The 12,364-nt window shown below is 59.8% G+C and carries 12 protein-coding genes and 1 pseudogene; 5 read left to right on the top strand and 8 right to left on the bottom strand.

What is annotated here, in order from left to right; all coding sequences use genetic code 11:
- Positions 1-5 precede the first annotated feature (5 nt).
- Positions 6-455 carry a helix-turn-helix domain-containing protein gene (locus ACKAMS_RS29035; protein ID WP_046379802.1) on the bottom strand — a complete coding sequence of 150 codons (450 nt, stop codon included), beginning with the start codon at positions 453-455 and terminating at the stop codon, positions 6-8.
- Between the two features lie 49 nt (positions 456-504).
- On the opposite strand from ACKAMS_RS29035, the pseudogene ACKAMS_RS29030 reads away from it, so the two are divergent.
- A pseudogene (locus tag ACKAMS_RS29030) lies at positions 505-1,689 on the top strand (MFS transporter); the annotation flags it as partial.
- Positions 1,690-1,746: 57 nt separating this feature from the next.
- Here the strand turns inward: ACKAMS_RS29030 and ACKAMS_RS29025 are convergent.
- The 5 genes from ACKAMS_RS29025 to ACKAMS_RS29005 all read right to left on the bottom strand — a co-directional run bounded on the left by ACKAMS_RS29025 (position 1,747) and on the right by ACKAMS_RS29005 (position 6,156).
- A complete protein-coding gene (locus ACKAMS_RS29025) occupies positions 1,747-2,997 on the bottom strand; it encodes an amidohydrolase (protein ID WP_408989935.1) in 1,251 nt (416 codons plus the stop codon).
- 98 nt (positions 2,998-3,095) lie between these two features.
- A complete protein-coding gene (locus ACKAMS_RS29020) occupies positions 3,096-3,518 on the bottom strand; it encodes a hypothetical protein (protein WP_029537826.1) in 423 nt (140 codons plus the stop codon).
- 164 nt (positions 3,519-3,682) lie between these two features.
- Complete coding sequence (locus ACKAMS_RS29015) at positions 3,683-5,077, bottom strand: FAD-binding oxidoreductase (protein WP_408989934.1); 1,395 nt, start codon at positions 5,075-5,077, stop codon at positions 3,683-3,685.
- Positions 5,078-5,199: 122 nt separating this feature from the next.
- Complete coding sequence (locus ACKAMS_RS29010; RefSeq protein WP_030535912.1) at positions 5,200-5,748, bottom strand: hypothetical protein; 549 nt, start codon at positions 5,746-5,748, stop codon at positions 5,200-5,202.
- 15 nt (positions 5,749-5,763) lie between these two features.
- The gene (locus ACKAMS_RS29005; RefSeq protein ID WP_408989933.1) at positions 5,764-6,156 is read right to left on the bottom strand and encodes a hypothetical protein; all 393 of its coding nucleotides are present in this window, start codon (positions 6,154-6,156) and stop codon (positions 5,764-5,766) included.
- Between the two features lie 187 nt (positions 6,157-6,343).
- On the opposite strand from ACKAMS_RS29005, the gene ACKAMS_RS29000 reads away from it, so the two are divergent.
- The 4 genes from ACKAMS_RS29000 to ACKAMS_RS28985 all read left to right on the top strand — a co-directional run bounded on the left by ACKAMS_RS29000 (position 6,344) and on the right by ACKAMS_RS28985 (position 10,989).
- Positions 6,344-8,041 carry a 3-ketosteroid-delta-1-dehydrogenase gene (locus ACKAMS_RS29000; protein ID WP_019747506.1) on the top strand — a complete coding sequence of 566 codons (1,698 nt, stop codon included), beginning with the start codon at positions 6,344-6,346 and terminating at the stop codon, positions 8,039-8,041.
- A gap of 698 nt (positions 8,042-8,739) precedes the next feature.
- Entirely contained in the window at positions 8,740-9,570 is an 831-nt protein-coding gene (locus ACKAMS_RS28995; RefSeq protein WP_408989932.1) for a peptidoglycan DD-metalloendopeptidase family protein, read from the top strand.
- Between the two features lie 243 nt (positions 9,571-9,813).
- Positions 9,814-10,575, top strand: coding sequence for a pentapeptide repeat-containing protein (locus ACKAMS_RS28990; protein ID WP_029254668.1), 762 nt, complete (start codon positions 9,814-9,816; stop codon positions 10,573-10,575).
- A 12-nt stretch (positions 10,576-10,587) separates the two neighbouring features.
- On the top strand, positions 10,588-10,989 hold the full coding sequence (locus tag ACKAMS_RS28985) for a hypothetical protein (RefSeq protein ID WP_042951001.1): 402 nt from the start codon (positions 10,588-10,590) through the stop codon (positions 10,987-10,989).
- 59 nt (positions 10,990-11,048) lie between these two features.
- On the opposite strand, the gene ACKAMS_RS28980 is transcribed toward ACKAMS_RS28985, so the two are convergent.
- On the bottom strand, positions 11,049-11,597 hold the full coding sequence (locus ACKAMS_RS28980; RefSeq protein ID WP_408989931.1) for an HtaA domain-containing protein: 549 nt from the start codon (positions 11,595-11,597) through the stop codon (positions 11,049-11,051).
- A 76-nt stretch (positions 11,598-11,673) separates the two neighbouring features.
- Complete coding sequence (locus ACKAMS_RS28975) at positions 11,674-12,306, bottom strand: TetR/AcrR family transcriptional regulator (RefSeq protein ID WP_024488222.1); 633 nt, start codon at positions 12,304-12,306, stop codon at positions 11,674-11,676.
- Between the last annotated feature and the right edge of the window lie 58 nt (positions 12,307-12,364).

The following is a 12,364-nucleotide window of genomic DNA, read 5'->3' as shown; positions in this document are numbered from 1 at the left end:
GCGGGTCAGCCTTCCTCGACCTTCTCCACATGTGTACTTGCCGGGTCCAGGTCGATATTCCGTGCGTTGATCAGTCGAAGCCTGGGCACCGGATCGCCCGTGGTGTCGTCGATCAAGATCGAGTGTGGCTCACCGTCATCGAAGGCGTGGCGCTCTCCCCATTGCCGCAGGCTCGTGATCACGATGAACAGATCCATACCGCGTCCGGTCAGGATGTACTCGTTGCGGGTCCCTTGTTCGTTCGGTCGGACTTCGAAAATTCCTTGCTCGACAAGGGTTTTCAGCCTGTCCGTCAAGATATTCTTTGCGATGCCCAGGTTTCGCTGAAACTGACTGAACCTCGACGACCCGTCGAAGGCGTCTCGCACGATCAACAGCGACCATCTGTCGCCGATGATGTCGGCCGCTCGGGCCGTCGGGCAGTGCGGGTCCGTCCATTGCGTGCGATCAGGCATCGGGTTCCTCATTGGTTGCGTTTTGAAACTGTATTGACATAGTCTTCAAATGGTATCAAAACGCAACCAAATTGAGGTGGAAGTGACTGCACGTCAATCTGTCGAGAACGCACGGGACAAGTTCAAAATGCCTCGTGGACTTCGCCTGTTGCTCGCGGTGCTCTGCGGTGTCTCGGTAGCCAATATCTACTACGCACAGCCGCTCCTCGGGCAAATCGGTTCAGATCTTTCCATCCCTCCGGCCGGCCTCGGCTTCGTAGTCGCACTCGCCCAAATGGGTTACGTGGTGGGGTTGATCGTGTTGGTGCCACTGAGCGATCTCGTGAATCGCAAAAAATTGATCGCAATCCAGATCGTCTCTGCTGCAACAGGAACGATGCTTGTTGCTCTTGCAGCCACGAATCTGCAACTGCTGATCGGGATGGCTGTCGCAGGCACGTTCTCGGTCGTCGTTCAAGTCGTAGTCGCCTACGCTGCGGCAATCAGCGACCCAGATGAGCGGGGCGCAAACATCGGTGTGATCACCAGCGGCGTTGTCGTCGGCATCATCCTCGCTCGGACTGTCGCCGGCGCAGTTGCGGATCTGGCAGGCTGGCGGGCTGTCTACGCGGGATCCACCTTGATTTCGGTCCTGATCGCGGCGCTCGCGTTGACGATGCTGCCGAAAGACCCTCGTTCGCAATCGGATCGGGGTTCGTACGTGGGTGCAATGGGATCGGTCGTGACATTGACTCTTACGAACCGACTATTTCGCACGAGGGCTCTGATCACCCTGTTCCTGTTCGCGTCCTTCGGTGCGCTCTGGAGCGGTATGGCATTACCACTGAGCGAGGAGCCATGGCGATTGTCGACCACACAGATCGGGCTCTTCGGAATCGCCGGATTGGTCGGAGCATTGGGCGCGATCGGTGCCGGACGTTGGGCCGATCAAGGCAAAGCCCAACGCGTCACCGGGGCGTCGTTGGTCGTTCTCTTGCTGTCGTGGGTTTTCAACGCGCAGGCGACGCACTCGCTGGTGTTACTCGTAGTCGGTGTTGTTGCTTTGGACTTCGCCGTGCAGGCTGTTCATGTCTCGAGCCAGAACCTGATCGTCGCGGATGAACCGGAATCGGCCGGGCGGACCATCGGTAGTTACATGGTGTTCTATTCGTTGGGCAGCGCGGCTGGGGCGGTTTCCACCACTATGGTTTTCGACGCGGCAGGGTGGGGCGCTGCAAGTATTCTCGGCGGCGCCTACGCGTTTGCAGCCTTGATCGTGTGGACGGTCGATCGATTGCGGACCCGCAACACCCTAGGGAGTTGGGAGCCACGTCCTGGCCGCGACGACCAAGGCGTTCACACCGATGGTCAGGGTCGGCTCGATCACGGGAGCGTAGTGCGGGGAGTGGTTCGACGGCACGGTTCGCAAAGCCGGATCGGTCATGTCACCTGTCGTGAACAGTGAAGGGTCGGTACCGCCCAACAACCAGTACGACAGTGGCGCACCGGCACTGGTCGCGAGAATGCCGACGTCTTCACTACCTGCTCCTGCGCCGGGATCGAGAATCTTGTTCGTCCCCAACCATTCGGCGAAGGCATCGAGTGTCTTGTCCAGCGCCGCCGGGTCGTTGACGACGATCGGAAAGTGCTCCGTCTCGGTGATGGTCGGTGGAGTGGGAGCGCCGGCGGTGGCCGCTTCGCCCTGGACGATGCGGTCGACGCTGTCCAGGATGCGCTGACGCACAACTGCGTCGTAGCTGCGGATGTTGAGTTGCAGTTCTGCTTCGCCGGGAATGACGTTGGCGGCATCTCCAGCATGGATGGAGCCGACGGTGAGGACAGCTGTTGCAGTACTCGGAACCTCGCGTGAGATGACAGTTTGCAAACGCAACACGGTTTCGGCTGCCATGACCACGGGATCGACCGAGTTCTCCGGCATAGATCCGTGGGCGCCCTTTCCGACCAGTCTCACACGAAGTGAGTCCGATCCCGCATACGAGGGGCCGGCGTGCCCGGCGATCGTGCCTGCCGGTAGCGGCGATACGTGTTGGCCGAGAACGATGTCGGGCTTCGGGAATCGCTCGAACAGTCCGTCGTCGACCATGGCTTGCGCACCCGCGCCAAGTTCCTCCGCCGGTTGGAAGACGAGGACAAGAGTGCCGGACCAGGTCGTCGTGTCCTGCGAGAGGATCCGGGCTGCACCGAGTAAGCAGGTCGTATGCAGGTCATGGCCGCACGCGTGGCTGACCGAGACGGTCTTCCCCTGATCGTCGGTCGTTGTCACGGTGCTGGCGTAGTCCAATCCGGTTTCTTCCCGAACCGGGAGGGCGTCCATGTCCGCACGCAGCAGCGCTGTGGGGCCCGCTCCGTTCTTCAGGACTCCGACGACTCCGGTTGTCCCGACGCCGGTAGTCGTGTCGAATCTCAGTGCTGTCAAATGTCCTTCCACCAGACTGGATGTTCGATGCTCGTGAAATCCAAGTTCCGGGTTGCCGTGGAGGTCTTTGTACAGGTCGATCAAATCCAGATCCACTGCGATCGTTTCGTGCACTGACGAGGTCATGAGAGTCCTCTCGGTAGCGTCTTTTCAGGCTAACCGGGATGACGGGTCGGTAAACAGGACCTTAGGCCCCACCGCGTCCGCGATGCGGAGTTCTGGTGCTACGGCACGTAGAACGATGCGACACCTGGGGTGATGATGGATCCGGCCACAGACGTCACGGCGACAGCGACTTGACCGGTCCCGGTCTGCACGATCGCCCCTGCCGGGACTCCGTTCAGGCCGTCCGAGAGACGAGCGGAGCCGGAGACCCCGGTCGAAAGGTTCAGCCAGCGCACTTCGGACGAGAGCAGGCATCCCCAGCGGTCTTCCTTGCCCCCGGTGATCGTCACCGTGCCGGGTAGTTCGCCGACTACAGCTACGCAGCGGACCGCCGGCGCATCGAAGCTGCCGTTCGGGTTGCCGTACGGCGCAGGGTTGATCTGGAATGGAATGGTCACCGCAGCGGATGCGAGCGCTACCGACGTCAGAGCCGACGTGATCACGACGGATGTGCAGACGCTCAGTCGGCGAACGAGATTCATCACGGAGGCCTCCAGCCATATCCAGGCGATTTGCTTATTCCCCGACATAACGTCTTGGTCGTAACTTCCCTTCTTGCACCGCCGCATTGAAGACGACAGCCTCACCATATCCGGTTGCACAGGAGAATTCAGGTACTCGTCGCTATTCGATACCTGTAGCGGCCTCAGATGCCGTCCGTCGAACCGCTCGAGGGGATCAGAACGCGCGGATTCAAGATGTTGTTGGGGTCGACAGCGTTCTTGATGGTCCTGTTCAGTTTGCTGACGACGGGATCGAGCGAGTTCGACAAGCGATCTCGTTTATCTTGTCCTACACCATATTCTGTTGCTGCGAATCCGCCCAGAGTGCTCACGAGTTGATAGATTTCTTGTCGCGCCGCGGAGGCGGATTCAGCGGCGGCCACGTCTCCGACGGGGTAGTTGAGGACTGGGTGCGTGAGCTCGTCGGCGGCGTGGGTGTAGCTGACGATGGTGGTGCTGTAGCGCTTCGCGATGTCGGCTATACCGTCGGTGAGCTCGGGGAGTCTGTCGATGGGTACCGCGACGTCGTCGCCGATGACCACCCCTTTCTGCTCGAAGGCTTCGTAAACGGCATAGCGGGGGCGGATGAACAGTTCGCCTTCGTGAGGGTCGTCGGTAGCGTATGTAGCTGTGGCTCGATGCTTTTCGCAGAGAGTGCTCATCAATTTCATCTCTGTCTCTGCGCCGTTACCGGCGTCGGATCGCCCGATCAGGAGTGCTCCGGCATCGGTGTCCAGTTCCATGTTGAGGAATTCTTCCGCCACCTTGATGGCTGCGTTGTCGAGGATTTCGAGTTCTGAAGGGCGTATTGAACTTGTGATATCTCGGGCAGCGGCAACTGCGTCGGCCATGAGTGGAAAGAAGGCCACCAATGTGTGGGGAGTCGGAGGCTGAGGGATGAGTCGCAGCGTCAGTTCGGTTATCACACCGAGCGTTCCTTCACTGCCGACGAATAGCTTGGTCAATGCAAGCCCTGGGGTGTCTTTGATCCGTTTTCCGCCCAGTTCGGCGACGGATCCATCAGGCAGCACAACCGTCATACCCAGGATGTAATCACTGGTGACGCCGTATTTTATGCTGCACGGTCCGCCTGCGTTGGTGGCGGCATTACCGCCGATGGAACAGATTTCATAGGACGACGGGTCTGGTGGATAGTACAAACCTTCGCGCGCGGCAACAGCCTTGACGTCATTGGTGATTGCCCCTGGTTCGACGATCGCGGTTCGTGACGAGACGTCCACTCGAATAGATTTCATTCGCTCGAGGCTGAGGGTGATAGCGCCGTCGACGGCGGTGGATCCGCCGACGACGCTCGTGCCGGCGCCCCGTGGAATGACCGGGACATTGTGACTGTTGGCGAAGCGCAAGGTCTCCTGGACATCTGCCGTCGTCGAAGCACGTACGACGGCGATCGGAGTGCCGGCTGCGGGATCGAAACTCCAGTCCTGCCGATAGGACTGGAGTAGATCTGGATCTGTGATCATCGCACCCGGCGACAATCGTCGGGCGAGCGTGTTCAAAGCGTCGACATTGACCATGATCTGGCTTCAGCCTTCCGATCCGAGATGTGAAACTCATTGTGTCCAAGGCATGTCCGTGGACCTAAGAGCTGAAAGTTAGTATCTCGAGTGCGGTTGAGATCCACCGAATGTGGCGTACGTCATATGTTGCTGAGGTCGGTCAGTACCTGATCGAAGGCACCGGTACGTCCAGGTGTCACTACCTTCTGAAACAGTGTCAGGACACATTCGTCAAGGGTGTCCGTTGCCGTGAGGGTTCTTCTGGTGACGATACTTCTACCGGACCATCGCCCACGTTCCATGTGAGCCAATGCGATTCCGTCACGTCGGGCTGTTGCCTTTCGGCCCGATGAATGAACGAAGAGGTATCTTCTGCCCGCGATATCGACTTCGCACAGCTTGTTCTTGCGGCGCATGGCCTTGGGTCTCTGGTCGATCAGAGTCCCGATCGTTCCGTCGGACAATCGAAGTGATGCAGGTCGGCCTTTGCGGAATGTGAGCCTTGGTCGATCCTGCTCGGCTGTTGACGATTTCCTCTTCCGCCCGCCGGAAACGCTCTCCAATTCGTCGTCGGGTGCGGGAATCAGTTCGCCTTGGACGCTCCCCGACGGATCGAATATCGATACGGCCGAACCACCTTCGGCAAGGTTCACGAACCAGCCGGTCTCTGTAGGGGTGTTCCATTTCATGTAGATGATTATTCTTCATCGGTGCCGAGGAACGTCAGCAGATAGTCCGAGACGAGGATCGCAGTTGTCGGGAAAGACCTCGACGGACTCGAGCACCAAATCGCGCAGTGCATCGATCACTTCGCCTCGTGACTGAGCTTCTTCGCTGAATTCGTTGACAATCGCTTCGACAGCCAGACGATGAAGAGCCTCGTGCTGGTCGAAGACGTGGCGTAGGCGGGGCATCATGCCGCGTACGGTGTCAGGCTCGAGTGAGTGGGCGATAAATCCGACGGCTCGCCCGTCGAGGTTGCAGGTCAGGCTGTAGTAGTCCTCGTCCAATCGCTCACCGTCGGACAAGATGTAGTGCCCGCGGACAAGGGTGCCGAGCGCTTCGTCAGTGATGCCGAAGCCGGAGTCTGTCGTCACGAGAGCAGCCTAAAGGTCGACGAGGGCAAGGCGTAGTTCTACTGAGACGGCCACAACGTCCGAAGCGTGGCAGGAGCTGTTTTTCGCCAATCCACTCGCAATGTCCCGCTGACTGGGCATCCGGAACCTTCTGCGCCGCGACTGCCTTAGCGTTCTACGTCGATAACCACGTGAAGGGATTTGTTCAATGGCTAAGAATCAGGCACCCCCCGCGACACAAGCCAAGGACATCGTTGTCGATCTATTGGTGATCGGGTCCGGTACCGGCATGGCTGCCGCTCTCACCGCGAACGAACTCGGCTTGTCCACGCTGATCGTGGAGAAGACGCAGTACGTCGGCGGTTCGACGGCGCGGTCCGGTGGGGCGTTCTGGATGCCTGCCAACCCGATCTTGGCGAAAGCCGGTGCGGGCGACACCGTTGAGCGAGCGAAGACATACGTGCGTTCGGTGGTCGGTGATACTGCCCCTGCCCAACGAGGAGAAGCATTCGTCGACAACGGTGCGGCCACTGTCGACATGCTCTACCGCACGACGCCCATGAAGTTCTTCTGGGCCAAGGAATACTCCGATTACCACCCCGAACTGCCGGGCGGTAGCGCCGCCGGACGTACCTGCGAGTGCCTGCCGTTCGACGCGTCGGTACTGGGAGCGGAACGCGGTCGCCTGCGCCCAGGTTTGATGGAAGCCGGACTGCCGATGCCGGTGACGGGTGCGGATTACAAGTGGATGAACCTGATGGTGAAGAAGCCGAGCAAGGCTTTTCCCCGCATCATCCGCCGCCTGGCGCAAGGCGTTTACGGCAAGTACGTCCTCAAGCGTGAATACATCGCGGGCGGTCAGGCGCTCGCCGCCGGACTGTTCGCCGGTGTGGTCCAGGCCGGTATCCCGGTGTGGACGGAAACGTCGTTGGTTCGGCTCATCACCGAAGATGGCCGCGTAACGGGTGCAGTTGTGGTGCAAGACGGACGTGAAGTGACGGTGACCGCTCGGCGCGGTGTCGTCCTGGCAGCCGGCGGGTTCGACCACAACATGGAGTGGCGCCACAAGTACCAGTCGGAGAGCCTCGGTGAGCATGAGAGCCTGGGCGCAGAGGGCAACACCGGCGAAGCGATCGAGGCAGCACAAGAGCTCGGTGCAGGTATCGGATCGATGGATCAGTCCTGGTGGTTCCCCGCGGTGGCAAGCATCAAGGGCCGCCCGCCGATGGTGATGCTCGCAGAGCGTGCGCTGCCCGGCTCTTTCATCGTCGACCAGACCGGTCGTCGATTCGTGAACGAGGCGACGGACTACATGTCGTTCGGCCAGCGCGTGCTCGAACGGGAAAAGGCTGGCGATCCGGCCGAGTCGATGTGGTTTGTTTTCGACCAGGAGTACCGCAACAGCTACGTGTTCGCAGGCGGTATCTTCCCCCGTCAGCCCCTTCCGCAGGCATTCTTCGAGTCCGGCATCGCGCACCAGGCGAGCAGTCCGGCCGAACTCGCCCGCAAGGTCGGTCTCCCCGAGGATGCGTTTGCCGAGTCCTTCCAGAAGTTCAACGAGGCCGCTGCTGCAGGTAGCGATGCGGAGTTCGGTCGCGGCGGCAGCGCATACGATCGGTACTACGGCGACCCGACAGTGTCTCCGAACCCGAATCTGCGCCAGCTCGACAAGAGCGCCCTCTATGCGGTGAAGATGACGCTCAGCGACCTGGGCACCTGCGGCGGTGTGCAGGCGGACGAGAATGCACGCGTGCTTCGTGAGGACGGCAGCGTCATCGACGGCCTGTACGCGATCGGCAATACTGCGGCCAACGCATTCGGTCACACCTACCCAGGCGCCGGCGCGACGATCGGCCAGGGGCTGGTTTACGGATACATCGCGGCCCATCACGCAGCAGAGAAGTAGCTCAAACCGTAGATGCACTAGCTAGTAGATCGACCTGACGGGAGATCAGCGCGCGTTTCCGATGCCGGAACGTGCACTGGTCTCCCGTTCGGCGTGTAGCAGCAATGCCAGCTGTATGTCCCATCTCGGTAACGCTGACGTGCCGGGTGACCGAGGCGCGGTATCGTCTCCAGAAGTGATGTGAGGCACTGATTTTTTCACCAGATGCCGTGGAATGAAGTGGCGCCTGATATCGACCGGTCGGGTCGAAAGCGCAAAAACAGGTACGTACCCAGGTAATTCAACCGTGGCGTGGAGCGTCGTGAAGCGACAGCGTATGAGGTGATTCCTCATCCGCAACGCAAGGATCTCCATGTTCCACCCCATTTCCGACCATCCGGGTAGACACCCACCCTGTCGATCTTCGAACGAAATGCCCTCAGTTCGGTCCGGCATTCGTAGTCCTCGATCAACGATCGATTCAGGCACTGCCTCGATGTAGAACCCGTATCTCCTGTGCTGTCACCAGGAGATACAGACCTGCGGGTCTATGCGCGCAATCGCGTTCGAGAGTGGTCACCGTACTTCTCTCCATGGCGCAATCCGAAAATTTCACTCCAACGGAGTCTCGGTGCGATGCACCGCGTAGCTCAGCACGTACTGAGTGCTGTCTGGCGGTAGAGCCTGCGCCGGCTCCGAGCACATCAGTCAAGGAAAATATGAGTAAGCACAGAAAGCACAAGCCTTCCAGCACAAAACGATTCATCGCCGTAACTGCAGGACTGGGCGCCCTTGTGGGGGCCGGAGCAGTTGTCAATGCAGGTACCGCCGGTGCGCAGGGCTGGTCGGCGAGTTGCAGTTGGGAGTGGCCGGTAAGCGGATCACTTTCGCAGGGGTACCACGCGGGACATGACGGAGTCGACTTCGCTGTCAACGTCGGCACCGCGCTTCACGCGCCGACATCGGGCACGATTTCTGTTGCCGGACCCAATGATCCGGGTGGATACGGAACGTACATCCAGTTGGAAGCGGACAGTGGCGAGCAGATTCAGATGGGCCACCTCTCCGAAACCTGGGTCGGTGTGGGGCAGCACGTCGAGGTAGGCGACGAGATCGGGGCAACGGGTAACACCGGTAGCTCCACCGGCCCACATCTGCATCTCCGCATTCACAGTGGTGGCGCCGTCGATCCCATGTCCTTCCTGAGTTCGATCGGGGCGTGCGATACCGGGTCGAGTATCGTGCCCGCACCCGCACCCGCACCCGCACCCGCACCCGCACCCGTGCCGGCACCGGAAGTAGCACCCGAATCCACACCGGAACCGGCGCCAGTTCCCGTCGTCTACTCTGAGGCAGCCGAATCTGCACCGGTAGAGAGCATTCCGGAGTCGAAGGCTCCAGCGTCTGGCGAAGAGGTAGTCGTTGCGGCCGGTGATACATTGTTCGACCTCGCTGCAGAACGAGGTCTCACCTGGCAGCAGCTGTGGGACATCAATCCACAGATCGCCGATCCCGACCAGATCTTTGTGGGCGACGTAATCAATCTGTGAGAGTGGATAATTCGATACTGATCCTGGGATGAGTCAAAGATTCGTATACGACCGGTTCCAGTACCCGAGTTAACTCCGAGTTCCAGTTGGTGCGTGTGAGCGCTGCAGCCGGGCCGTGCATTTCACGGTCCGGCTGTTTGCGCGCTCCGAGAAGTGATTCCTACCGAAGTGCTGATGCGTGGCGGTTCGCTTCTTGGGCAGCCACGGCCAATCGCGGGGGATCTTGCCGATACTATTGAGCCCGTGAACCGATCCGCGATCACCTCCCTACGTCGACGTTGGTCAGATGAGGGCGTCGACAATTTACGGGCGCAGCTGCTCGATCAGTCGCGGATCGTCAAGCCGCCCCACACTCTCGTCTCCCCCTGGGCGGAGACCGATGACGGGCTGATCGATGTGCGTGGCCTGACAGCGGGTAGCGGTGGATTGGACATCCGGTATCTCACGTTGGAACGGATTGATCTGAGTTTCGCTCGGGGTGCGATCTCCGCCTTCGAATCCGAATTATTCGACTGCCGTTTCGATTTCGTGGCACTGACCGGACAGCCCCGTTTCAATCGCCGATTCGAACGGTGCAGTTTCCGGGGTGCCACGCTCTCGCGTCTGGCGCTCGGACCGAGGGTGGTCGATTGCGATTTCACTGGAGCCAAAGCACGCGGGCTCCGCTCCGTGCCCAATACTGTGTTCGAACGATGTGCATTCGACGACACAGACCTGCCTGGTGCGCAGTTCGCCGATACCTCTTTCGTGGAGTGCACTTTCGGCGGCTCACGATTCTCGGCGGCCACGAGTTTTGTGCGGTGTTCCTTCACCCGGACCGCTGTCGAGTTCTCCGAGGCGCGAGTGTCACGAACAACGGGTGACGGCGCCGCGATTCCGGATCAATGGGCAGGTGAGGCCGATTCCGCAGTCGCACTGGAGCGGTATGCCGGTCGATATGCCCGAGCACTTGGCATGGGCGACACAGAGGGTATGGCCCTCGATCCTGAAATGGATGATTCGTAAAGGGGGAGATCGATGACTCGCGGGGTCACGTTCAGAACAGTGTTCGGTGGACCGTCGGTGCCGCTCGACTTCATCGAGGAGTTGACTCGGCTCAGACACCGGCTGAGGCGCATCGCGATGCAGTACGACTTCGATCTGTTTGTTGTCGTTGGTGGCGACATCACCGTGGTGACCGATCCGACCGGGATCCGGCTTCCACGTGTGTTTCTGGGCCGGCGCACCGCTACGGCGCAGGTACAGATGAACACTGACGACGTGATGGGGGTGTCCGACCCGCGTGCATTTCTGTACACGACGATCCATGCGGCACTGACGGAACTGATCGCGCGTGTCTCAGACCGCGACAACGACTTCGATGCGGACGGGGAGCGAGCGAAGATCGAGTTCTTGATCCCGGAAGACAGACGCGATTGACCCATTGGTATCGATCTGTGGGTATTGGCCCTGGACCGCCGATTGCAGTGCCGCGGCCGTCAGGGTGACGGTCGCTGTGGTCCGACCCCGACGGTCAACGGCGAAAGCTTCGCACCCGAAGGATAATTCGCGCCGAACATCATCGAACCTGCAGGGGTAACCCTGACCTCGGCGCACACGGTTGATGCTGGGCTCTCGACAACATCGAGGGTCGCAATCACGATGTGGTCCGAACCGTCGAGGGTGGTCCTGACGCTTAGTTGACCCTGTTTGTCGTTGATACGAACCTCGGGATCGGCAATGACGATGTCGAGAAGCCCGTCGTGGGCCCGGAGGTGAATCTCACCACGGTACTGGGCAATTCGCGCCCCATCGGGGTCGTGGCGATCGGCGACGAGTGGCCAGTGGAGTTCGTCACCTTGTTCGGCTAGGCCGTAAGCGTATGAAATCTCGCCCAGGGCTCGAACATATTGCAGTAAGGAATCTTTCACTGACCATCTCAGTGACGTGGCGGTAGTGTTCTCCGATATGTCCACTGTGGCTCGCTTCTTTCCTGTGGTACCGACCGTGTTCGATCGGTCCGACCAATCTTGTGCATTCAATTTCATTGTGCGGCAGTAACTTCGGCGATATGAACTAGTCGTTCGTTCAGTGGTGAGTCAGGACGATGAACCGTAGGCGCGACTACCTGTCAGCAGAACTGCTTTGAGATTTGACGCCCCCGAGGACTAGATCGACGACCGACTCGATATATTTATCGATTCCGGCTTCGAACTCTTTGAGTTTCGAATTCGGGGTCATCAAATAATGGTGTTCGATCGTTCCTGCGACGGCATCAAGTATCAGAGCTGGCGAAGTTCCCTTCGCTATCTCTCCGCGTTCAATCGCGCGGAAAATGATTTCGCGACCGCCGGTTATGCCTTCAGCGCGCACCCCAGCGATTTCGCCTTCGAATAGTTCTGGAAAGACTTTGGCGTCGATCATGGCCCGCATCCGTACTGTGCCATGGTTCCCGAACAACCGCTCTGCAGTTTCTTGGCCGACGGCCACCAGGTCCCCCCGCAGTGTTCCAGTATCCAAGTCACCGAGAGATCTTTGACTGAATCGCAACGCGGCTGACATTATCTGTTCTTTGGTTTGCCATCGCCGGTAGAGGGCGGCTTTTCCAACCTTGGCGTGTCGCGCAATGAGATCGAGATTCAATCTTGCCCACCCTAGATCCCCGTACAATTCCAGAGTGGTGGACAGAAGACGTGTTTCTATGTCGGGGTCGATGGGGCGGCCGCGCCCAGACGGTTGTGAGGCGGCGCGTGGCATGACTCCATCATGCCACGCACCACCTGGCGATCTCCTTAGGGCATCTCGTCAGTTCCGG

Origin of the sequence: Rhodococcus sp. 5A-K4, from assembly GCF_046097995.1 — a bacterium.
GTDB lineage: Bacteria > Actinomycetota > Actinomycetes > Mycobacteriales > Mycobacteriaceae > Rhodococcus_F > Rhodococcus_F erythropolis.
The sequence above is the reverse complement of the archived record's forward strand: the minus strand, read 5'-3'. Positions and strand labels throughout refer to the sequence as shown.

Coding starts and splice junctions, on each gene's coding strand:
- ACKAMS_RS29035 (WP_046379802.1), bottom strand. CDS start 455: ATGCCTGATCGCACGCAATGGACGGACCCGCACTGCCCGACGGCCCGA.
- ACKAMS_RS29025 (WP_408989935.1), bottom strand. CDS start 2,997: ATGACCTCGTCAGTGCACGAAACGATCGCAGTGGATCTGGATTTGATC.
- ACKAMS_RS29020 (WP_029537826.1), bottom strand. CDS start 3,518: ATGAATCTCGTTCGCCGACTGAGCGTCTGCACATCCGTCGTGATCACG.
- ACKAMS_RS29015 (WP_408989934.1), bottom strand. CDS start 5,077: ATGGTCAATGTCGACGCTTTGAACACGCTCGCCCGACGATTGTCGCCG.
- ACKAMS_RS29010 (WP_030535912.1), bottom strand. CDS start 5,748: ATGAAATGGAACACCCCTACAGAGACCGGCTGGTTCGTGAACCTTGCC.
- ACKAMS_RS29000 (WP_019747506.1), top strand. CDS start 6,344: ATGGCTAAGAATCAGGCACCCCCCGCGACACAAGCCAAGGACATCGTT.
- ACKAMS_RS28995 (WP_408989932.1), top strand. CDS start 8,740: ATGAGTAAGCACAGAAAGCACAAGCCTTCCAGCACAAAACGATTCATC.
- ACKAMS_RS28985 (WP_042951001.1), top strand. CDS start 10,588: ATGACTCGCGGGGTCACGTTCAGAACAGTGTTCGGTGGACCGTCGGTG.
- ACKAMS_RS28980 (WP_408989931.1), bottom strand. CDS start 11,597: ATGAAATTGAATGCACAAGATTGGTCGGACCGATCGAACACGGTCGGT.
- ACKAMS_RS28975 (WP_024488222.1), bottom strand. CDS start 12,306: ATGCCACGCGCCGCCTCACAACCGTCTGGGCGCGGCCGCCCCATCGAC.